Source organism: Sunxiuqinia sp. (genome assembly GCF_055140945.1).
Genome location: NZ_JBSQYS010000003.1, coordinates 16,670 through 40,127, shown reverse-complemented (window position 1 = coordinate 40,127; position 23,458 = coordinate 16,670). Strand labels below are relative to the sequence as shown.

16 protein-coding genes are annotated in these 23,458 nt (G+C 39.7%); 12 read left to right on the top strand and 4 right to left on the bottom strand.

All coding sequences use genetic code 11. The features are described 5' to 3' along the window. Positions 1-3: 3 nt before the first annotated feature. On the bottom strand, positions 4-750 hold the full coding sequence (locus ACTB00_RS01705; protein ID WP_463298221.1) for an alpha/beta fold hydrolase: 747 nt from the start codon (positions 748-750) through the stop codon (positions 4-6). 245 nt (positions 751-995) lie between these two features. On the opposite strand from ACTB00_RS01705, the gene ACTB00_RS01700 reads away from it, so the two are divergent. The 4 genes from ACTB00_RS01700 (at position 996) to ACTB00_RS01685 (ending at position 5,488) form a co-directional block, all read left to right on the top strand. Further along, a complete protein-coding gene (locus ACTB00_RS01700; protein WP_463298220.1) occupies positions 996-2,279 on the top strand; it encodes an SH3 domain-containing protein in 1,284 nt (427 codons plus the stop codon). 57 nt (positions 2,280-2,336) lie between these two features. Further along, complete coding sequence (locus ACTB00_RS01695; protein ID WP_463298219.1) at positions 2,337-2,756, top strand: hypothetical protein; 420 nt, start codon at positions 2,337-2,339, stop codon at positions 2,754-2,756. A gap of 69 nt (positions 2,757-2,825) precedes the next feature. Continuing rightward, a complete protein-coding gene (locus ACTB00_RS01690) occupies positions 2,826-4,880 on the top strand; it encodes a T9SS type A sorting domain-containing protein (RefSeq protein WP_463298218.1) in 2,055 nt (684 codons plus the stop codon). A gap of 314 nt (positions 4,881-5,194) precedes the next feature. Then, positions 5,195-5,488 (top strand): hypothetical protein, encoded by a 294-nt coding sequence (locus tag ACTB00_RS01685; protein ID WP_463298217.1) that lies wholly within the window; start codon positions 5,195-5,197, stop codon positions 5,486-5,488. Positions 5,489-5,598: 110 nt separating this feature from the next. Here ACTB00_RS01685 and ACTB00_RS01680 read toward each other — a convergent pair whose 3' ends face one another. The 3 genes from ACTB00_RS01680 to argH all read right to left on the bottom strand — a co-directional run bounded on the left by ACTB00_RS01680 (position 5,599) and on the right by argH (position 13,358). After that, positions 5,599-7,086 (bottom strand): glutamate synthase subunit beta, encoded by a 1,488-nt coding sequence (locus tag ACTB00_RS01680; RefSeq protein ID WP_463298216.1) that lies wholly within the window; start codon positions 7,084-7,086, stop codon positions 5,599-5,601. Positions 7,087-7,107: 21 nt separating this feature from the next. Continuing rightward, on the bottom strand, positions 7,108-11,700 hold the full coding sequence (gltB, locus tag ACTB00_RS01675) for a glutamate synthase large subunit (RefSeq protein WP_463298215.1): 4,593 nt from the start codon (positions 11,698-11,700) through the stop codon (positions 7,108-7,110). A gap of 326 nt (positions 11,701-12,026) precedes the next feature. After that, entirely contained in the window at positions 12,027-13,358 is a 1,332-nt protein-coding gene (gene argH / locus ACTB00_RS01670) for an argininosuccinate lyase (protein WP_463298214.1), read from the bottom strand. A gap of 206 nt (positions 13,359-13,564) precedes the next feature. On the opposite strand from argH, the gene ACTB00_RS01665 reads away from it, so the two are divergent. From ACTB00_RS01665 to ACTB00_RS01630, 8 genes are all read left to right on the top strand, one after another. Beyond that, entirely contained in the window at positions 13,565-15,190 is a 1,626-nt protein-coding gene (locus ACTB00_RS01665; RefSeq protein WP_463298213.1) for an ArnT family glycosyltransferase, read from the top strand. Between the two features lie 6 nt (positions 15,191-15,196). Continuing rightward, positions 15,197-16,861 carry an ArnT family glycosyltransferase gene (locus tag ACTB00_RS01660; RefSeq protein ID WP_463298212.1) on the top strand — a complete coding sequence of 555 codons (1,665 nt, stop codon included), beginning with the start codon at positions 15,197-15,199 and terminating at the stop codon, positions 16,859-16,861. Between the two features lie 18 nt (positions 16,862-16,879). Further along, positions 16,880-18,511, top strand: a complete 1,632-nt coding sequence (locus ACTB00_RS01655; RefSeq protein WP_463298211.1) for an ArnT family glycosyltransferase — start codon at positions 16,880-16,882, stop codon at positions 18,509-18,511. A 429-nt stretch (positions 18,512-18,940) separates the two neighbouring features. Then, positions 18,941-19,600: a TorF family putative porin gene (locus ACTB00_RS01650; RefSeq protein ID WP_463298210.1), complete on the top strand. Its 660-nt coding sequence runs from the start codon at positions 18,941-18,943 to the stop codon at positions 19,598-19,600. A 19-nt stretch (positions 19,601-19,619) separates the two neighbouring features. After that, positions 19,620-19,976, top strand: coding sequence for a P-II family nitrogen regulator (locus ACTB00_RS01645; RefSeq protein ID WP_159520108.1), 357 nt, complete (start codon positions 19,620-19,622; stop codon positions 19,974-19,976). Between the two features lie 24 nt (positions 19,977-20,000). Further along, on the top strand, positions 20,001-21,233 hold the full coding sequence (locus ACTB00_RS01640; RefSeq protein WP_463298209.1) for an ammonium transporter: 1,233 nt from the start codon (positions 20,001-20,003) through the stop codon (positions 21,231-21,233). A 485-nt stretch (positions 21,234-21,718) separates the two neighbouring features. Then, entirely contained in the window at positions 21,719-21,913 is a 195-nt protein-coding gene (locus ACTB00_RS01635) for a hypothetical protein (RefSeq protein WP_463298208.1), read from the top strand. A gap of 165 nt (positions 21,914-22,078) precedes the next feature. Then, entirely contained in the window at positions 22,079-23,362 is a 1,284-nt protein-coding gene (locus ACTB00_RS01630) for a glycosyltransferase (RefSeq protein WP_463298207.1), read from the top strand. Positions 23,363-23,458 lie beyond the last annotated feature (96 nt).

Genomic DNA, 23,458 nt, shown 5'->3' with positions numbered 1-23,458 from the left:
TAATCATCTACAATTTTTCAGAAGCAAATTCCAAAACCGCTCGGGTTCTTTCACAAAAGGAGCATGACCTCCCCAATCTAAAAAAAACAGTTTTACCAAAGGATTCGTTAGCTTTGCTTCTAAAAACTGATTGTATGAAGGGTTAAGATATGGGTCGTCGCTGGAAAACACCAAGTTTACCGGACTCTCCGCACCATTCAAAATTTCTACTTCGTTTCTGAATCCCTCCATGAAACTGGAATCGGACAACGCCATCCGAAATCCGGGATCAACCTTTTCAAACGTGCTCTCAAGTGTTTGTTTGTGGGCTGCCGACAAACTATTAATTATCATTTCTAATTCTGCTGCCGACCAATCAGGTTTAAACATTACCTTACCAATATCAGTAAAAGCTTCCAAGGTATCCGACAACCTAGCAAGTGGAGGAGATCCAACACAAGTTATCCCCGAAATGCTTTTCAATAAATGAAGAGCATTGAAAACGAGATGCCCACTAATGGAATGAGCGAGGATGTACTTCTCACCAGAGATCTGATTGATGTTTTCCGCCAGAATCTGGCTGAATGATCGGATACTATAATTAGAGGATCTTGGTGAGTCTCCATGCCCGGGCAAATCAAATAATACGATTTTATATTTATGAGTTATACTCTTTACTAAAGGAGCAAAAATATCTTTCCCAAGTGAGTTCCCATGAAGCAGAACCAATAGCTTATCCCCTCCCTCAAATGTCGTTCGAGCTAATTCCATTTTAATATTTTCTTAACTTAAAATACTGACTAGTAAGTATTGCAAAAATAGACAAAGACCTGTTTCTTTGATACTGTAGAAATATACTTCAGCAGGACTATTAAGATATTAATAACTTATATCAACGGATATGGGGGAATTATCAATGTAAATATCTTAAATAATTATCAATCTATAGTTCACAAAAGCATTAATCAAATTTCAACAAATTAGACCCCAAGTTTAATTCAAAAACCAGTATTATCATGAGAAAAATTCTACTTATTGCATTTACCGGATTATTAATTTCAAGTGTCCGGGGACAGACATTTAATCCTTTTGCCACTAAGTTCAAAGCCTATGTCATTAACGCACCAGAGGTCATCCTGACTGACGTAGATAAAATTGCCGTATTAAATTTTAGCAACCTGAGCAGCGAGTTTGCCAAAGAGTCGGGAGCTGATTTAGGAACAAAACTAGCCGACTACATGATGACCGACCTCTTCCGTGAGAGTAGCGGTGCTGATGATGTTTCGCGTGTATTTGTAAAAGGATTCCGGACTAACATTTTCCAATTAGTGGAGCGAAACAAGCTGAACCAGGTTATTGCAGAACAAGATCTTCAAAATAGCGACATAGTACGCGATGACCAGGCCGTGGCTATTGGACGTGTACTTGGCATTGATGCCATTATCACTGGAAGTATCTCTTATTCTTCAAACGACACTCACGAGAGATCAAGTCTTGTTTCGAACGAATACAAATCTAAAAGAACAGTTACTTGCGAAGCACGGATGAAAATTCTTTCTGTAGAATCAGGTGAAATACTTGGAACCATTAGTGAACAAGCGACGCGCGTTGACGAAGCCAAGACAAACAGCGCCTATCCAGTATACAGCAGTCTACAGTCTCCCACAGCTATTGCCGGCGATGCATGCAAAGACCTAGCCCGTGTACTGGTTAATTATTTCTGCCCCCATTTCGTTGAGGTTGAATACCAAATGGAGACGATTAAAGTAAAAGAATACCGCGACCGCGCCAAAGACGCCAATAACTACGTTGAGCGTGGTGAAATTACATCGGCTTATAAATTGTACAAAGCGATATACGATGAAGACAATTATAACCCAAAGGTTGCCTATAATCTTGGCGTGCTGTATGAAGTTGTCGGCGATTTCGAACATGCCTGCGAGTGCTTCAGTGTTGCTCATCAGCTAAATGACAAAAACGATGGTTACTACGAAGCGTATAAGCGAGCAGAAAGTGGAAGCCAACTCATGGAAGCTCTTGCTCATCTGGGCATTGTTATCGAACCATTTGAATACAAAGAAGGTGGCGAAACCACACTGGCAAAGAAACTCACAACCAAAGGATCGAGAAGCAAACGGGTGACTGCCTATGCTGAGCCAAATTCCAGTTCAACAGTAGTTGGACAAATTCCGGGAAGTACTTCCCTTACTGTTCTAAATCAGGTCGGGGAGTGGTATCAGGCTCAGTTGCTCGGTAACAAAACCGGATATTTTCATGAATCAGATATTCGGGTGGAATAGGTTAAATTGAAAAACGATTCCTTTTTTAAAATTAAAATCCTAAAAATTTATTTAGTTATGAAAAACATAATGAAGTTAGTGTTTTTATGCAGTGTCGTGCTTGTAGCCATAGTTAGCTGCCAAAAGGATAATGAGCCAAAAGTCACTTCAGAAAGTATGCTTATTGGGAACTGGAAAGCGACCTCTTCCTCAGCGCATTCATCCGATGGAGGGGGAGAATGGTCAACTTCATATGAAGGGCCGTTGGAAAATTATGTATATGAATTCAAAAGTGATGGTAGTTGCAAAGGAAATGTTGAAGTTATTGAAATAATACCAGTTGAAGGGAGTTGGGTTTTAAGCGACGGAAAATTGACAATTGAAGATAGGGAATTTGACATTGCCAAGTTAGATGCGACAAATTTAATACTTCATTTCAGATGGGAACCTGATGATACAACTTATTACGAGATAGCTTTTAAAAGAGTGAGAGATTAAATTAAAAATTTAATCTTAGTATATTCAGCTAACCTCTCTGATATAAAAACCCTATGTAGAGCATTGATTATGAAACAAATTTATTTCGCAGCGATACTGGTGCTATTGATTACATCGGTTGCAATTGGTCAGAATAAAAAATTACCCGATTTTAAGTTCCAAACAAAAACAAAGGTCGAAAAAGAGGGTAAAACTTTTGCAACACCTAAACTAAGAAAGGCAATTCCTCAATTAAAGTTTGAAAATAGCAAGCCGGGAGATCAGGAAGCCATTTTAAAATCGGCCTTAGATACCAAACAGCAACTCGACAGTATTATTTGGTTCAGTTGGGATACAGAAGCTGGGCAAGAATATGGTAGTGCCAAATATTTGATGGATTACAATAATAACGGGAAGCGAATATTACAAGCTAATTATAAATTGGACAAAACCAACGATACGTGGATATTTTATTCAAAATACGAATATCAATATAATAGTAGTGGTGAACTAAATCTTGAAAAGTTTTCAGAATTAAACGAGAGTACTGGCCAATGGGGAAATATCTGGAAACAGGAATACGGATATACCAACGAAAATTTAACTCTTCAAAGTCGTTTCAAATGGGATATAAATACAGATCAATGGGAGGGAGAATGGAAAATTGAACGTGTTTTTGATGATTTAGGAAATCAAACTACTCAGATCACATACAATTGGGATGTACATGCCAAAGATTGGATAGGTGATCGGAAAGAAGAATCTGCATATGATGATATGGGATTTCAAACCATACACGGTTATTATACCTGGAATAGCAGCTCTCAGATATGGATTGGGGACTGGAAACGGGAACATAAGTTTAATAGCGAAGGAGCCATGATTCTAGATATTGATTATGAGTGGAATACAAATACGAATCAATGGCATATTAAGGATAAATATGAATGGGACAACAGTGGAGCCATGATTTTGGAGATTAATTACGAGTGGTATGACAACCAGCTTTATGGGGATAGGCACGATGACTTCGAATATAACAGTAAAAATAATCTGATTCGGCTAAAACATTATGAGTGGGATGCAACCACTAATGATTGGTTACTTCGGTGGAAAGATGAATACGAATATAATGCCAATGATTTGCTGGAATCAAAGACTGATTACAGGCTGGATGATAATGAATGGAAAGGTATATGGCATTACGAATATGAATATGACGATAATTCAAATTTAACTCTTTTAAATACTTATTTTGGAGGTAATTATAAGTGGGAGCTTTCTACTAAAAAGGAATATGAGTATGAGTATGACAATAATGAAAACCTTTTAGTCGAGAGCTATTACTATCGGGATGTCGACGGCCAGATGCAGACATATGGATGGAAAAATGAGTACGAGTATAATAGTAAAGATAGTCTGGTCCTTGAAAGTTATTTTGATTGGGATGCAAAGACATATCAGTGGGTAGGTAGCAATAGAAGAGAATACGCTTATGATGACAAAGGTAACCGGACATTAATTGGTTATTACAATTGGAACATAAACACAAATCAGTGGGTAAAAGATGAAAAATATGAACTTGCTTTTGACGAAAACGGTAACCAAATACAATATGAGCATTATAATTGGGATGTAACTAATAACCGTTGGGTAGGAACCAATAAATACGATAATGCATTCGACAATAATGGCAACCGTACGCTATATAGTTCTTATAATTGGGATATCGTTAGTAATCAGTGGGCAGGTAAAAATAAATACTTATACGAATACAATGATTTGGGCAACCAGACACTTTATTATTCCTATAAGTGGTCGGATGAAAGCAATGACTGGTCTGATAATTTCTATATCAAAGGCATCTACCATTATTCAGAAAGAAAAATCACCAATATTGATGAAAAAGAATCCGAAACAATTAAAATCTATCCGAATCCAGTTTCTGACTATCTAAAATTTGATTTTCCGGATTCTTATTCGCAAGCTATTTTCAAACTCTTTGATCTACAAGGAAGGAAGGTAATAACAAGGAAAATCAGTAGTTCTAAAAAAGTCAGTCTTGAAAGTATAACTAACGGAATATATGTATATACTATTGATATAAATGGTCATAGTCAAAGTGGAAAATTGGTTAAAGAATAACTGAAAAAGATGAAAATATTTTTTTTATCTGGATAAAGATGAAGGACACCTGGTTACTCAATAAAATTTGGATATTTATACTAGTATCCCAGTTATTCAGGGAGTTCAGTTTTATGGAGACCAATATAATCATCTACAAGGAAACAAAGCTCCTTAATTCTCCAGCACCTTTGATTAACAGTTCAATACATCTTAAAAATTTTCAAGCTAGATAGAAATTTAATTCACAAAAGATAAGAGACCAGCAACGATAACAGAAACTGAAAATAATCTCCAAAATCATATCTATAAACAAAAAATTTAAATCCCCAACAATGAAAAAAACAATGAAAATTCTAGCAATGCTGACGTTCACTGTGTTTATGCTTGCAAGCTGTGCCAATCCGATTGAAAGCGATGCCAAGAAAGTTGCAGAGCTTCAATGCGAAGCGCAAGAATTAATGCAAAAAGTAATGGCTGGAGATGCTTCCCTTATGGAAGAAAGCAGCAAATTGGCGGAAAAAGCGGCTGAGCTTTCTCGAAAGATGGAAAAGAAATACGATTCGGCTTCGGATAGACAAAAATTTGCAGAAGCCTTGCTAAAGGAAATGGGCAACTGTGGAAACTAAGGAAAAAAGCTCGATTTTACGGTTATTTAGAAAAAAAGAAGCGAGGCTCTGTGAATCAACAGAGCCTCGCTTGTAAATAGAAAATTATAATAATTACGTCTTTTGTACTCTTATGGCAGCACGGTGTCTCCCATCAAGAACAGGTCAACTTCACGTGCAGCAGCACGTCCTTCGTTGATGGCCCAAACAACCAGCGATTGTCCGCGGCGTGAATCACCGGCAGCAAAAACTTTCTTGATGCTCGTAGCAAATTTGCCGTATTCAGCTTTATAGTTTGAACGGTAATCCCGCTCCATTTCAAGCTCTTCAGCGATTTTATCTTCAGGTCCCAGGAAACCCATAGCCAATAATACCAGATCAGCTTCCAGTCTACGTTCTGTTCCGGGAATTTCTTTTGGGTATCGCCCGCCTTCTTCGTTTACAGCCCACTCGATCTGCACCGTATGAATTGCGGTTAGTTTACCATTTTCACCTTCGAATTTTTTGGTCATCACCGAGTACTCACGAGGATCTTCTCCCTGCTTGTATATAGCTTCATGCTGGCCATAGTCAATCTTCAGCGAACCTGGCCATTCAGGCCAAGGGTTAGCATCTTTATTGCGCTCGCCCGGAGGTTTCGGCATAATCTCGAACTGCTTCACATTTTTGCATCCATGGCGCAAAGAGGTTGCCACACAGTCGGTTCCGGTATCACCACCTCCAATTACGATAACATTTTTACCTTCTGCCGAAATGTACTCTCCGTCCTCCAACTCTGAGTCAAGCAGACTCTTTGTGTTTTTTGACAAAAATTCCATCGCAAAATGAACACCATCCAATTTACGACCTTCCACCGGAAGATCTCTTGGCTTAGTAGCACCGCAAGCCAATACAACAGCATCAAAATCTTTCATCAGCTTTTTAGAGCTGACGTCTTTACCGATTTCAACATTCGTTTTAAAGATGATACCTTCCGCTGCAAGTACATCTACCCGACGTTGAACAACTTCTTTCTTGTCCAGTTTCATATTCGGAATACCATACATCAGCAAACCACCAATTCGATCGTCACGTTCAAATACAGTAACCGTGTGTCCTGCTCTATTCAACTGAGCCGCAGCAGCCAATCCGGCGGGGCCAGATCCAACAACTGCAACTTTTTTCCCAGTTCTTGTTTCAGGAGGTTCCGGAACGACCCAACCATTTTCAAAACCATTGTCGATAATGGTTCGTTCGTTGTCGTGGATCGTTACAGCGGGTTCATTAATTCCCAACACACATCCTGCTTCGCACGGCGCAGGACAAACTCGTCCTGTAAACTCGGGGAAGTTATTGGTATGGTGAAGTCGATCCAAAGCTTCTTTCCAACGACCTTTATAAATTAAGTCGTTCCACTCGGGTATCAGGTTATAAACCGGACACCCCGAAGCTCCGTTGTGCAACATTTCGCCACGATGGCAAAATGGTACACCGCAATCCATACAACGAGCTCCTTGTGTTTCGCAAGTATCTTTATCGCGAAGCACATAAACCTCATTCCAATCCTTTAAACGTTCGTCAATTGGTCGAGTTGGATTGGCAACTCTTCTATATTCTAAAAATCCTGTTAGCTTTCCCATGTTATCTCTTTATAATCATCATTACATGTCAGCAATATGCATATCAAATGCTGCATCAATTATATCAGATTCTTTTTCATACTTACCTAGGCTACGTGCTTTATCGATGTAGGTGAGCATCCGTTTGTAGTCAGTTGGAATAACCTTTACAAACTTCGAAACAGAATATTTCCAGTCGGAAAGAATAAATTCGGCAACAGAAGAACCTGTTTTCTGAAGATGCTTTTCGATCATCTCTTTCAGTTCTTGTTGCTCATTTTCATCTTCCACCCGATTAAGTTCAATCATTTCCATGTTACACAACTCAGGGAAAGTGCCCTCAGCATCTAATACATAAGCAATACCTCCTGACATACCTGCTCCGAAGTTCCGTCCTGTTTTTCCAAGAACAACAGTTTTACCTCCGGTCATGTATTCACATCCATGATCTCCAATTCCTTCAACTACAACTTCGGCTCCTGAGTTACGCACGCAGAAACGCTCTCCAGCAACTCCACGTATATAGGCTTTACCTCCGGTGGCTCCATAGAAACACACATTACCAACAATGATGTTTTGTTCAGGAATAAACTGTACCCCTTTTGCAGGATAGATAGTCAGATGACCACCGGAAAGTCCTTTCCCGAAATAGTCATTGGCATCACCTTCAACTTCTAATTCAATACCCTTACAAACAAAAGCACCGAATGACTGTCCGGCTGAACCGTTCATTTTGTAGTGAATTGTCCCATCTGGCAATCCTTCACCTTTATAAACTTTGGTTACTTCATGTGAAAGGACTGTTCCCACACTCCTATCGGTATTAATTACCGGGAACTCAGCTTTAACTTTTTTGCCATTTTTGATCGATTCCTGTGCTTTTTCGACAAATTGCCAATCAAGGATGTTATCCATCAAGTGATTTTGCTCTTTGCTGCAGAATAAACCTTGTTCTTCGCCAAAGGTCTCTTTATATAAAATCGGACTTAAATCTAATCCCTTATACTTCCAGTGATCAATATCATCTTTGAATTTCAGAACCTGAGACTGTCCAACCATTTCCTCAATTGAACGGAATCCAAGCTCAGCCATGATCTCACGAAGACCGTTAACCAAAAATTCGAAGAAATTAACCACATGATCCGGGTTTCCTGTGAATTTTTTACGCAAGGCTTCATTTTGCGTCGCCACTCCAACCGGACATGTGTTGCTATGACACTTACGCATCATGATACATCCTTCAACAACAAGTGCTGCAGTTGCAACCCCCCACTCTTCGGCGCCCAACAAAGTTGCTATAGCCAAGTCACGAGATGTTTTCATCTGTCCGTCTGACTGAACAACGATACGGTTACGTAAGCGGTTACGAACCAGCGTTTGGTGTGTTTCCGACAAACCAAGCTCCCACGGTAATCCGGCATGTTTAATAGAGCTTAATGGAGATGCGCCTGTACCTCCGTCATATCCAGAGATCAATACCGCATCGGCTTTTGCTTTACAAACTCCGGCAGCAACTGTTCCAACTCCTGTTTCTGAAACCAATTTTACGTTGACACGTGCATCTCGATTACTGTTTTTCAAGTCATAGATCAACTGTGCTAAATCTTCAATCGAGTAGATATCGTGATGTGGTGGAGGTGAAATTAATCCGACTCCAGGAGTCGAGTTTCTTACGCGTCCGATCCATCCATTTACTTTATGTCCCGGCAAATGACCACCTTCACCTGGCTTAGCTCCCTGAGCCATTTTAATCTGGATTTCTTTAGCCGTACTCAAGTAGTAGCTGTTCACTCCAAAACGACCTGATGCAACCTGCTTCGTAGCAGAACACATATCATCGCCGTTTGGCAGTTTCGTGTAACGAATTGGGTCTTCGCCACCCTCTCCTGAGTTCGACTTAGAACCGATTCGGTTCATGGCAATTGCCAGTGTTGTATGTGCTTCCCACGAAATAGAACCGAAAGACATTGCCCCGGTTGCAAAACGTTTCAGAATATTTTCAGCCGGTTCAACCTCATCAATCGAAATCGGTTCACGGTCACTGTTAAACTCCATCAACCCACGCAGGGTAAACGCAGCTTTTGTTTGGTCATCAACAAGCTGACAATATTTTTTATATTTCTCGAAGTCATTTTTACGAGTAGCCTCTTGCAACAGTTGAATTGCTTTTGGGCTCAACAAGTGACGCTCACCATCGACTCTCCAGTGGTACTCACCTCCGGGCTCCAGAACTTTCGCTCCTCCCTCACGGGTAGGGAACCCTTTTCGGTGACGCATCATAGCTTCCTTAGCGATGTCATCCAAGCTCAAGCCTTGAATACGGCTAACGGTACCTGTGAAATACTTATCGACCACTTCGGAATTGATACCCAAAATTTCAAAAATCTGAGCACCCTGGTACGATGCCAATGTTGAAATTCCCATTTTTGAGAAAATTTTCAACAAGCCACCACCAATTGCTTTTACATAGTTGCTAATGGCTTTCGCCTGCGCAATATCACCAAGAACACCATCTTTCACCATTTGCTTAATGGAGTCGATTGCCATGTAAGGGTTGACGGCTGAAACACCATAACCCAACAGCACTGCAAAATCATGTACTTCCTTTACATCGCCGGTTTCCATGATGATATCAGCCTTACCACGTTTTCCGGTGCGGATTAAGTGATGATGAACTGCAGAGGCGGCCAAAATTGAAGGGATTGGCGCATGGTCGGTACTTATCGAGAAGTCAGTCAATAAGATAATTGAATATCCTTCATCAATCGCATCTTCCACATAGCCGCACAAACGCTCTAATTTACGCTCCAAGGTTCCCGGCTTTCCATCAGCATGGAAAACAGTACTTATTTTTTTGGTTTGGAAATGCGTATGATCAACATAGGTAAGCTTAACCAATTGTTCGTTAGTCAATACCGGTTGATGAATCGCAATCCTGCGACAGTGCTCGGGAGACTCTGTCAATATATTTTTAAACCCACCAACGTAGCTTCTCAAGTCCATCACAATTCGCTCACGAATTGGATCAATTGGTGGATTGGTTACCTGTGCAAATAATTGTTTGAAGTAATTGAACAGATGCATCGGACGATCAGACAGAACAGCTAATGGGTTATCAGCTCCCATTGATCCCATCGCTTCTTTTCCGGTTGCCGCCATCGGCTTCAAAATCACTTCGATATCTTCGTGAGTAAAACCATAGGCCTTTTGTCTTTTGAAAACAGTTTTCTCATCAGGATCTTTCAATTCCAAATCAGGAATCGATGGAAGATCGTCAATGTAGGTCATATTTTCCTTCAACCAATCGCCATAAGGTTTGCTACTGATAATTTCAGCCTTCACTTCTTCATCAGACACGATGCGGCCTTGTTCCAAATCAGCAACAAACATTTTTCCCGGCTGCAAACGGCCACGAGATTTAACCTTCGAATGATCTACGTCAATTACTCCCGTTTCTGATGCCATGATCAGCGTATCATCATCTGTTACACAGTAACGAGATGGGCGCAATCCATTACGGTCGAGTGTGGCACCGACCAATACTCCATCAGTAAAACAAACCGAAGCCGGTCCATCCCAAGGCTCCATCATGGCCGAATAATACTCGTAGAATTCTTTCTTTTTAGGATCCATATGCGGATCGTTTTGCCATGCCTCCGGAATCAACATCATCAATACATGAGGAAGAGATCTTCCACTTAGCACCAACATTTCGATAGCCATATCAAGGTTGGCACTATCCGATGCCTGCAAATCACAAATTGGGAAAATCATTTCCAATTCTTCGCGTGTAAATGCTGTACATTCCAGCAGTGCTTCACGGGCACGCATCCAATTCACGTTCCCTTTGTTCGTATTAATCTCACCATTATGCGCAATATAGCGGAACGGCTGAGCCAATTTCCAGGAAGGAAAAGTATTGGTAGAAAAACGTGAATGAACCAATGCAATAGCACTTACCGCCAACGGATTGGTCAAATCTTTAAAATATAATGAAACCTGCTCGGTAGTTAATTGTCCTTTATAGATAATTGTTTTATACGAGCAAGAGATGATATTCATCCCGTCGTGTCCCAGTCCCGCAACTGACTCACGCGACAAACGCTCAGTATATTTTCTGAAGACAAATAATTTACGGTCGAATTCTTCGCCCGACATGTCCTCAGGTTTCCCAATAAACAGTTGCTGAATATTGGGTTCGGTTGCTTTTGAATCAACTCCAAGATCAGAGTTATCAACCGGAACCTTACGATAACCCAAATATGGCAAACCAAATTTATGAAGGTTACGAGAGATTATATCTTTACATTCAGATCGTTTTCTGTCTTCTTTAGGGAAGAAAATCATGGCCACGCCATATTTGCCAAAAGTAGGTAGTTTAATACCATCTTTAGGACATTCTTCCATAAATAGTTCATGAGGAATCTGGATCAACGTTCCAGCCCCGTCACCACTTTTTATATCGAACCCGGTTCCCCCTCTGTGTTCCATCCTTGCAAGCATGGATAAAGCATCAGATATTACACTGTGCTTTTTTCGGCCTTTCAAATTGGCTACAAATCCAATGCCGCAGCTCCCGTGTTCAAATTCAGAGCGGTATAAGCCCTTTTCTTTTGGAAATCCTAACTGCATCATTTATTCATTTTTAATTTTTTATCACCCGCTGTCTTCCCGACTTCGCAACAAGACACAACATTAGTAGTTTGAAGTAATTTCGAACTACTTTAAATTATTAAGCAAAACCCACAAAATACTTATGAAGTGAAAGCGAAAATAACGATAAATGTAATAACATCCAATTTTTCGAGCCACATTGCATGCTCGACAACATGTTAAAAAACCTTTACTTTCTGGTTTGCTTTTCGTAAATGAGTGGAACTCACCATACTTGGCGAAAACATGACAAAACTCACCCCTACCGGTCCTCTTTTTAGAAATAACGTTTAATTAACAGTCGCATACTATTTTAACAGTCTTTCAATAGCAGAATTCATTTTTTCAAACTGAAATGAATGAATCACTTGATCCATTTTTAATTGAATTTCATCCAAACACAAATTTCCAACACTTCCGGCATGGGTGTGATTAACTTCCTTGCTGGGTTGATATTCATTTTTCTGAATCTGCTTCCCAACTTTCACATAAGCATCCCGAAATGGGACACCCGCTTGCACTAAACGATTAACATCCTCAACGCTAAACACGTACCGATACTTCTCATCATCCAGTATATTCTCTTTGATTGTCATTTCGCCCAATGCAAAATTGGCAATCTTAATACAACTCATCATCTCTTCGAAAGCCGGAAGAAAAACCTCTTTCACGATTTGCAAATCGCGGAAATAACCACTTGGCAGGTTATTTACCATCAAGGTGATTTGGTTTGGAAGTGCTTGTAACTTATTACAGTGCGAACGAATCAATTCAAATACATCAGGATTCTTTTTATGCGGCATAATGCTCGAGCCGGTTGTCAACTCATCAGGAAGAGTAACAAAACCAAAATTCTGGCTCATAAACAAACACACATCAAAAGCGAGTTTGGACAAGGTAGCAGCAATCGACGAAATTGCAAAAGCGACTGTTTTTTCCATTTTCCCTCGTCCCATCTGCGCATAAACGACATTGTAGTTCATTGTATCAAATCCCAACAAATCAGTTGTCATTTGCCGATCCAGCGGGAAAGAAGAACCGTAGCCAGCAGCAGAACCCAATGGGTTTTGATTGGTAATTTTGAATGCAGCCTGCAAAAGTGTAAAATCATCGACCAAGCTTTCGGCATATGCACTAAACCACAGGCCAAACGACGACGGCATAGCAACTTGCAGGTGGGTATACCCGGGCATAAGTTGTTCTTTATTTTTTTCGGCCTGCGTCATAAGTGTCGCAAACAATTCATTCCCGGCTTCAACCAACTGGCGAATTTCTTCCCGGGCAAACAACTTCAAATCCAGCAGAACCTGGTCGTTGCGAGAACGCCCACTGTGAATTTTTTTACCAACGTCTCCCAACTTCTCCGTGAGCATGGACTCCACTTGCGAATGCACATCCTCGACACCATCTTCAATTGTAAAATTGCCGGATTCAACCAAGTTGTATATGTTTTTCATCTCGACCAACAGTTTATCAAGCTCGTCTTTCTCCAGCAATCCTATTTTTTGAAGCATGGTGGTATGTGCCATCGATCCCAAAATATCGAACTTAGCCAAATAAAGATCCAACTCCCGATCCTGACCAACGGTAAATTCTTCAATCAATTTATTTACAGATACGCCCTTGTCCCAAAGTTTCATTTTAAATATCTTTTATCGTTGAACTACCGCATTTGAGGTAGAATAAAATCTCGTTTCTCCTAAAATTTTGCCCAAATATACTGATTTTGGAGACATTATAGTTTTGCGCCGTCCTTCGAAAAGAAATCCTTTACTTATAATAAAAAAAATGCCAACTTTACATTTCAATTATTAAGGCTCCTAATTAAAGAAACAGCAAAGGCATTATGCTTGAAAACAAACTATTTAGACGCATCTTTATATTGATGACACTGACCGCTTTGGTCAGTTATTTTTTTGGCTTTTTTGTTGATTTCACCCGCGATGCCGGAAAATACGCCACCGTAGCCAAAGAAATTGTTCAACATGGCAACTACATCAACCTGACCGTTCACGGAGATCCGTACGATCAAAAACCACCAATGCTTTTCTGGCTTGGAGCCTTGGGATTCCACATTGGCGGAATTTCTAACTTCTGGTTTAAGCTTCCGGTTTTCCTGTTGATACTCTTTGGCATATTCTCCACCTACAAACTGGGCCGAAGCTTATACAACAAAAACACAGGCCTCATTGCAGCCAGCCTGCTATTTTTCTCGGTAATTTACAGCCTCTACAGTATGGACATCCATACAGACACGCCACTGCAAGCTTTTGTAGCTTTTGCGCTTTGGCAACTTTATGAATTTATTAAATCGAAACGAACAATCAATTGCTTTTGGGGATTTGTGGGTATTGGACTGGCCATGCTGTCCAAAGGCCCGATTGGAATGGCGATCCCCGGATTTGCTGTTGGCGGTCATCTTTTACTCAGCAAAAACTACAAATCCTTAATTGACTATCGTTGGTATTTGGGAATCCTTGTTGCATTTATAGTTGCCAGTCCCGCTCTTATTGGTTTGTACAACCAATTTGGATGGGGAGGCATTGAGTTTTTCTTCTGGGGAAATAACGTTGGACGGATGACCGGCGAATACGTTAGCGCCAACAATACCGACTATCTCTTTTACGTGCACAATCTTGCTTATTTGTTTTTACCCTGGTCGTTGTTGTTTTTTGCTGCGGCTTTTCTCGAGTTTCAGCAACTATTCAAAAATAAATTTAAAGCTCATGAGTACTATACCACAGCCGGAATTTGGGTTTTCTTCCTGATTATTTCAGTTTCCCGAAGCAAGCTTCCCAATTACATGTTTATTCTATTTCCGCTGATTGCAGTTTTAACAGCAAAATGGATCAATGAGGCACTTGTTAATAAAGAAAAATTATTCAAGCCATTTTTCATTATTCAGAATATTGTGACCGGATTGTTATGGATAATAATTTGGGGGTTGACACTTTACTTTTTCCCATCCCGAAACCCCGTCTTCTGGATTCTTTGGCTTGCTTTTTTAACACTAACCCTTTTCGTTTACCGAAAAATTAAAGATAAAGCTGCACGCTTGTTATTACCTTCAATCATTGCAGTTTCCGCTTTAATGTTATACCTGAATGCATCCGCATTCCCTTTTATGTTTAAACATCAGGCTCCTCCGAAAGCAGCCCGTTACTACAATGAGCACGCAAATGAAGGAGAAAATTTATACAACTATCGATATGGGCAATACGAACTGTTTTTCTATAGCGAACCGGAGGCCAAGCAGCTGGAAAACTTCAAACAACTAAAGCAAATTGCACAAGAAAAAGGAGCGTGGGTTTTTACTGATGAAACAGGAATAAAAGAATTGAAAGAATTTAAAGCGGATATTGACACAACGCTGGAATTTAAGCACCTTTACCTTCATGAAGGAGGAAAATTTATACTACCCAGTAAGCGCGAAAAAGTTTTAAAACCGCTCTACCTGGTCAAACTGAAATAAACAGGCATGAAATTACTAAACAACCTGGAGAAAAAACATTACCTATTATTAGCTGGCTGGCTGGCAATCAATCTCATCCAGTCATTTTTCACTGAGATGCATGCCGATGAGTCGTACTATTGGCTGTATTCGAAACATTTGGCTTGGGGCTTTTTTGATCATCCACCAATGTCGGCCTTTTTAATTTTTCTGGGCGACTCGCTTTTTCACAATGAACTTGGAGCACGACTGTTTTCCGTTCTGCTAACAACGTTTACAGCTGCACTAATCATGAATGAGCTGAACGAAAAAAAAGACATGGTCTTTCTGAGCATCTTCATGCTATCGTTCCCCTTATTCCATACACACATTGCCGGATTTCTGGCATTGCCCGATGCCCCACTGGTTTGTTTCACACTCTTATTTTTCCTCACCTACAGGCGTTTTTTAGAAGAACCTTCGTGGAAGTTCTCAACACTGCTCGCGATTTTAGCAGCCGCCATGATCTACAGTAAATATCATGCCTTTCTGGTTTTAGGCTTAGTTGTGTTATCGAACCTAAAACTACTGAAAAGTAAATATTTCTGGGGAATTCTTGCTGGAGCAATAGTGCTGCTACTTCCCCATATTATCTGGCAAATTGACAATCATTTTCCAACCTTTAAATACCATTTATCCGACCGATCAAAGCCGGTGCAATTAAAATATTTTGGCGACAACATCATCAACCAACTGTTAGTTGCAGGGCCATTAACCGGTGTAATTATTTTTTACAGTCTCCGGAAGTTTAAAACAAATGGCAACCTTTTTCGAAGGGCAATTATTTTTACCATTATCGGATTTTACAGCGTCCTGTTGTTGTTAAGTTTTTACAACCGAATTGAAGCACATTGGACAAGCGCCATCACTCCCTTACTGATGTTGGCTGCTTATCCGATCATTGTGGAACATCCAAAAACGAAAATGTGGTTCAAGCGGCTGGCTCTCCCCATTGTTGTTGTTTTTTTCCTATTCCGGTTTTACCTGGCAGCTAATTTTATTCCCAATGTGGGAATGCTAAAACTAGCCTTTTATAACCGGGAAGCAACATCAGAAAAAATACAAGATATGGCCAATGGCTACAAAGTTGCGTTCTTCAGCAATTGGGCGTCACCGGGAATGTATCAGTTTTACACCGGCGAAAAAGCAATTCTATTAGCAACACCGGGTTATCGTTATTCTCAATTTGATTTATGGAATGATGAAGCCTATGGCGAAGGCGATACGCTATTTGTTGTTATCCCCGACCGCATGTTGAATGACCATCTGATTGAGTTACCAAATGGGAAAAAAGTTACCACGGCCATTAGTCCTGATTTTCAATCGATCAAAAAATTAGAATTAAGACTTGATCAAATCAAAGAAACGCCAACCTTGTTTATTGCGTCACTAAATCTTAAAAACCACTCAGATAAAACGATTTTTCTCAACCACCCTTCTGAGCCGTCGATTGGATACGCACAAAACGGGAAAGAGATTGACCGTATTCCACTATACAACTTTACCGAAAAAGCAGAACTACAGCCTGGTGAAGAAATGAACATGGAATATAAAATTGCAAAAGAAACGCTGGAAACAGAACAAAACTTTTCAATATTTACACAAACTATTGAACGCAACCGCGGGCAAGTTCTCCCAATTCATATTCAATAAACCGACAAAACGTACTCCATGTTTACAAATACAAAAAATCGACAAATTTATCTTCTTCTGGCAGTTTTTGCTGCAGTTGTTTATTTTGTAGGATTATTTGTAGACATTGCGGGCGACGCCGCTAAATATGGAGCAATTGCTAAAAATATCTTTCATTCAGGCGATTACTTCAATCTCTCGATCCATGACGATCCGTATAAAGAAAAACCTCCATTTTTGTTTTGGTTGTCAACACTAGGGTATTACCTATTCGGAGTCAGCAACTTCAGCTTTAAATTTTTCCCGGTTTTATATGGGTTCTTCGGTATTTTTTGTGTTTACAAGCTTGGAACCAGCATGTACGATAAACGAACCGGACAAATAGCGGCTCTTCTACTTGCTTTTTCCGAAATATATTACCTCTACAGTGTTGATGTACACACCGATATTGTATTGCTTTCAAACATGGCTTTTGCTCTTTGGCATCTCTATGAATATTTGAAAAATAAGAAGACACTCAATTTCATACTCGGATTTGCAGGAGTGGGACTATCTATGATGACGAAAGGACCGATTGGTGTTTTTGTTCCGGCTACAGCGGTAATATTCTATCTGGTTTTTAATCGTAAATACAAACAACTGATTCATCCCAAATGGTTACTGGGTCTGGCGATTACTTTCACGACTGCCATTCCTGCCTTTTACGGGCTGTACAACCAGCTAGGATTGGAAGGTCTGGAATTCTTTTTCTGGACAAATAACTTTGGACGAATTGCCGGAACTTACGTCGCCAGAGCAAACACCGATTATTTTTTCTACCTGCATACACTTTTATACCTATTTGCGCCCTGGGGCTTTGTATTATTTATTGCTGTTTTTTTAGAAATGAAAAGCCTCCTGAAAAAACAGGCACTTCCTGCTGACTATTTTTTACATGGAGGTATCTGGTTCTTTTTTATCATTCTATCGATAGCCAAAGGCAAGTCGCCCAATTATATTTTAATTGTCATGCCACTATTGACCGTATTGCTCGCAAAGTGGCTCAACCGACTTTTATCTGATCAGAATACCTTGATCTATAAAATTGTCTTTCGTTTGCAGGCATCCGTAGTTGCCTTGCTGTGGATTTGCTTATTGTTGTTTATCACTTACCTCTTTCCACTAACAAAAGTCGGCTACTGGCTAATTGTTATTCCTGCTCTTGCAATGACGTATTATATATACAGCACAAAAAAAGATGGCTTTATTCGATTCTTTGCCCCATCAATGCTAATCATCACCTTACTTAGCTTCTTTATTAATACCCACATCCTCCCCTATATCTTTCAGTACCAATCATCGATTGTTGCAACCCGTAAATTTAACGAAGAGGCATCTCAACAAGCGCAGCTATTCAATTACGATTACGAACAATTCGAATTATTCTTTTACGGAAGAGACGGAGCAGAGCTTATAGAAGATACTACTGAACTCAAAATTGCAGTTACCAAACCAAATGCCTGGATATTTTGCTACGGGGAAGGTTTAAACGACATTAAAAAGCTGAATACAACGATTGATACAATCTATCAATTTAAGCATCGGGGTGTTTACCGAACGGGTATCCAGTTTATTTTACCTTCAAGCAGGGAACGTTCTCTGGGAACAACATACTTGGTCAAAACAAAATAGCACACTTGTTTAATATAATTTGACCATATTCTACTTTTATTCCACAATTATACCATTTTATTCTTTTTTAGTTATTTCTTTTTCATTTTGACATTTTTCTTGTTTTGCAGCTTACTTTTTACTCAAAAAATCATTTTTTGATGTAACACCCCTCCTATTTCTGACATATTTCCACAAAAACTCCATTTCCTTATAGTGAACCCCCTTGTAAGACAGGGGTTTCAATGTTAATTAACTATTAATTTGATTTTGAACCCCCGCTTTTTTCATACCTCGATCGAAAATATCTCTACTTTTGAACCGGAGATAAGAAAATAATGGGGTCCATTTAAAAAAAAGAGCATTTTTAAAAGATCACACGTTAAAGCAAGACACAAGAAAAAAAGATTATTAAAAAAGTTTAGTTAAAACCCTTTAATTTTTAGAATCATGAAAAAGACACTTACACTTTTAGTTTTTGTATTGGCGAGTACATTTGCTTTTAACGCACAAGCACAGGAAGAGAGTTCTTGGAGTACCGGAGTTGATTTATACAGTAGTTATGTATGGCGTGGTACTAATTTTAGTGGCCCTTCCTTGCAACCTTATGTCGATTTTACTTCGGGTGGATTCTCGATTGGAGCATGGGGATCACAAGGTTATGATGGATTCCAGGAAATGGATCTTTATTTGGCTTACGGATTTGATTTTGGTCTGAGTCTTGGATTAACAGACTATTACTATCCGGGGACTGAGTTTTTCGATTACAGTACAGCAACTGGTGCTCATGCATTTGAAATCAACGCTGGATTTGAAACTGGTGCTTTGAGTTTGGCAGCTAATTACATCTTGAATGAGGCAGGTGGTGCTGCATCTGCTGGAGGTGATATGTATTATGAGATTGGAGTAAGCGCAGGCACGGTAGATCTATTCCTAGGAGCAGGAGATGGATGGCATACTCCTAGTGGTGACTTTGCAGTATGCAACGTTGGAATCGGTACTTCTAAAGAAATTAAAATCAGTGATTCATTTTCATTGCCTGTTTCTGGATCTGCTATTCTGAATCCTGAAACTGAGCAGTTTTTCATTGTTGTAGGCATATCATTATAATTTAAAATTTTCTAACGAGATGAAAAAGATTGAAGCAATTATTAGAAAAACCAAGTTTGATGAAGTAACTGACGCACTTCATGAAGCTGGTATCGAATTCTTCTCCTTTTGGGACGTTCGGGGAGTTGGGCAGACAAGACAAGAGCGCGCTTATCGTGGTGTGATTTACGACACCGGCACGATTGAAAGAACAATCCTCTCTATTATTGTACGGGATAAAAATGTGGAAAAGACGGTATTGGCAATTATGAAAGCCGGTAGATCAGGTGAAATCGGGGACGGAAAGATATTCATTTCAAACATCGAAGAGTCTTACCGCATACGCACAGGAGAGTTTGGCGATGAGTCATTGTTCATCAAAGGAAAAGAAGAATAATAACCATAAAAAATTAGATATATCATGGACGAAACTTTACAAGGCCTACAGATAGGCATAGATAACATGTGGTTATTGATCGCCGCTTTTATGGTGATGTTTATGCAGCCAGGATTTGCAATGGTAGAGGCAGGTTTTACCCGCTCTAAAAACACGGCAAACATCCTGATGAAAAACTTGATGGACTTTTCAATCGGTTCTTTATTATACTGGATTATCGGATTTACCTTAATGTATGGAGACTCAATAGGCGGATTCATTGGAACTCCCGACCTATTCTTCATGAGCGAAGGTTATGGTGATAACTATTCAGATTATGCTGACTTATTCTTCCAAACTGTTTTTGCCGCAACTGCTGCTACAATTGTATCAGGAGCGATGGCTGAACGTACGGAATTCAAATCATACCTCATCTTTAGTATTGTAATTACAGTATTAATATACCCAATTTCTGGTCACTGGACCTGGGGTGGTGGATGGTTAAGCGAAATGGGCTTCCATGACTTTGCCGGATCATCTATTGTACACTCAGTTGGTGCATGGGTAGGTTTAGCGGGTGCTGCAATCATTGGACCACGTATTGGTAAATATGGAAAAGACGGAAAAGCGAAAGCGATTCCTGGACACAACCTGGCTTTAGGTGCACTTGGTGTATTTATCCTTTGGTTCGGTTGGTTCGGATTTAACCCTGGATCTCAATTGGCTGCTGCCGGAACTGACAATGCTGTAGCGATCGGTCATATTGCTGTGACCACAAACTTAGCTGCAGCTGCCGGTGCTGTTACTGCAATGCTAGTAGCTTGGGTTCGCTATAAGCGCCCAGCACTATCAATCTCACTGAACGGAGCTTTAGCTGGTTTAGTTGCCATTACAGCCGGTTGTGATGCTGTTGACCCAATGGGTGCAGTATTGATTGGAATTATGGCGGGATTTGTATTACCATTTGCTGTTGAATTCTTCGACCAAGTATTGAAAATTGACGACCCTGTTGGCGCCATCTCTGTTCACGGAGTGAGTGGAGCATTAGGTACGTTAGCAGTAGGTCTATTCTCTACTTCAGAAGGACTGTTCTACGGAAATGGTGCCAGTCTACTGGGTATCCAAGCAATCGGAGTATTAGCCTTCTTTGTTTGGTCTGCAGGATGTGGATTTATCTTGTTCACAATCTTGAAAAAGGCCAACATACTTCGCGTTTCAAAACGCATCGAAGAAGAAGGACTTGACGTATATGAACATGGAGAAAGTGCCTACAATTAATAATTTCTTCAGCCTTTAAGTCTGTAGCTTTCTCAAGGGCCTGTCATCTGACAGGCCCTTTTCAATTTTACTTTGAAGTCACAAATTTATAATGATTTGAAACAATATCCCTTTCGGTGTCATCCAAAAACACAAGGCACATAAATAGCAGACTGAGCTTTTAGAATCGTATTTGAGCCTGTAACTCATCCAAATTTGATATTTGTTTTGCTAGGAGTTGTTTATGGAACAAGACAAATTTGTCTCACTCGACATGTTAGTATTTGTTAAAAGAACTAAATCTAAAGAAAATCACACTAACATTTTTCATTCCTTTGCGTATTCTTTACTACCAATTTCAATTCAACTCATTTTAGCCCATTTTGCATCCGATCCGAACTCTCTGTTATAACTTTGATCTTAATGCTATCGCGCACTTGCTTATTACTCATTGATCCTTATGTTTTTTGACATTCTTTTTTAGTTTGCAATGATCAAAAAAAAAAATGGAAAAGTACCTTGCATCAGCAATCAAGTCCCAATTTGAAAAGTTGGACCATGATCTCGACTACCAGAAAACACTAAAAAAAAGTAAAGAGAAGCATCACCTATACAAACCGTATACAGACGATAAAGGGATCCATTGCCAGGGAGATGATTTTCATTACGTAGTTGAATGGGAAATTCATGAAGAGATTTAAACGACAACTTCTTAAATTTCTCAATTCTTGATGAATTATACAGAAGAAGGAGCTCTTAAACTTCAAAGTGCAACTTTGATGTAAGTATAGTTTGTATCAAACTCAAACGACATTATACAAGTTGAATAGGTCAAACTTTTGTAAACCACTAAAACACCCTGAGACATGAAGGTTCTTATGTTTGGATGGGAATTCCCTCCAAATATTTCAGGAGGTCTTGGCACAGCCTGTTATGGGATAACAAAAAGTCTATCTTCATTAAAAAATGTGGACATCACATTTGTAATGCCCAAGACCTATGGCAATGAAAACCCCGAAAGGATTAATCTAATTGGAGCTAATCAAATCGACCTCATCAAAAGTAAAATTCATCTTGAAAATTTAAAAATACCTGTTCAGTGTATTGGGGTAGAATCTAATATTAAACCGTACACTGATCCCAAGTATCTCAAAACTCTTGAAAGTACCACGGTAGACAAGATAAAAACCTCCTCAACGGTTGATATTACAGATGCGATTTTATTTTCAGGAAAATATGGTTCAAACCTCATGGATGAGATCCATAATTTTTCGGTAATTAGTGAATACATTGCCCAAACGAATACGTTTGATGTTATTCATGCACATGATTGGCTAACTTTCCCAGCTGGCATTACAGCAAAAAAAATATCTGGAAAGCCTTTGGTTGTTCATGTTCACGCCACCGACTTTGACAGAAGCGGAGGAATTGCAAACCCGGCAGTATATAAAATTGAAAAAGCTGGAATGGAGTATGCGGATAGCGTCATATGTGTCAGCAACCGAACGCGCGATATAGTAATCCGGAAGTACCATATTTCAGCTGGAAAGTGCAAAACTGTCCACAACGGTGTCGAATACAACCATACAACGGAGTTAGACAATCTGCCGGATAAAGGAAATAGAAAATACGTTACTTTTCTAGGAAGAATTACCATTCAGAAAGGACCAGAATATTTTATTCGTGTGGCGGAGTTGGTCATCAAGCACATGAAGGAAATAATATTTATCATGGCTGGAGATGGCGACATGTATCATGAGGTGATTAGGAAAGTGGCTGCATCACATCTCGGAGATCATTTTCTTTTCACAGGTTTTCTAAAAGGCAGTGATGTATGTCGAATGCTCAAACTATCCGACATTTTTGTTATGCCTTCGGTTTCTGAACCATTTGGGATATGCCCTTTAGAAGCTATGCAAAACGAAGTCCCTTCAATTATTTCAAAACAATCCGGAGTATCAGAGGTGGTGAAGCATGCTATCAAAGTTGATTTTTGGGATATTCGTGCTATGGCTGATGCCATTCATGCGATTCTCTCCTATCCTTCACTTTCAAGAATGATGATCAAAAATGGGAAATTAGAATCAGCAAATATCAAGTGGGAACATGCAGTTGCAAAAATTCATCAGATTTATCAAGAGGTAATTTGAGTTGAATAAGAATCGCATAATAAAACCTAAGGAATTTAATAAGGCTAGCCGCAAACACGACTTTGTATCAGCTTCTTAAACTTTTGCCCAAACAGC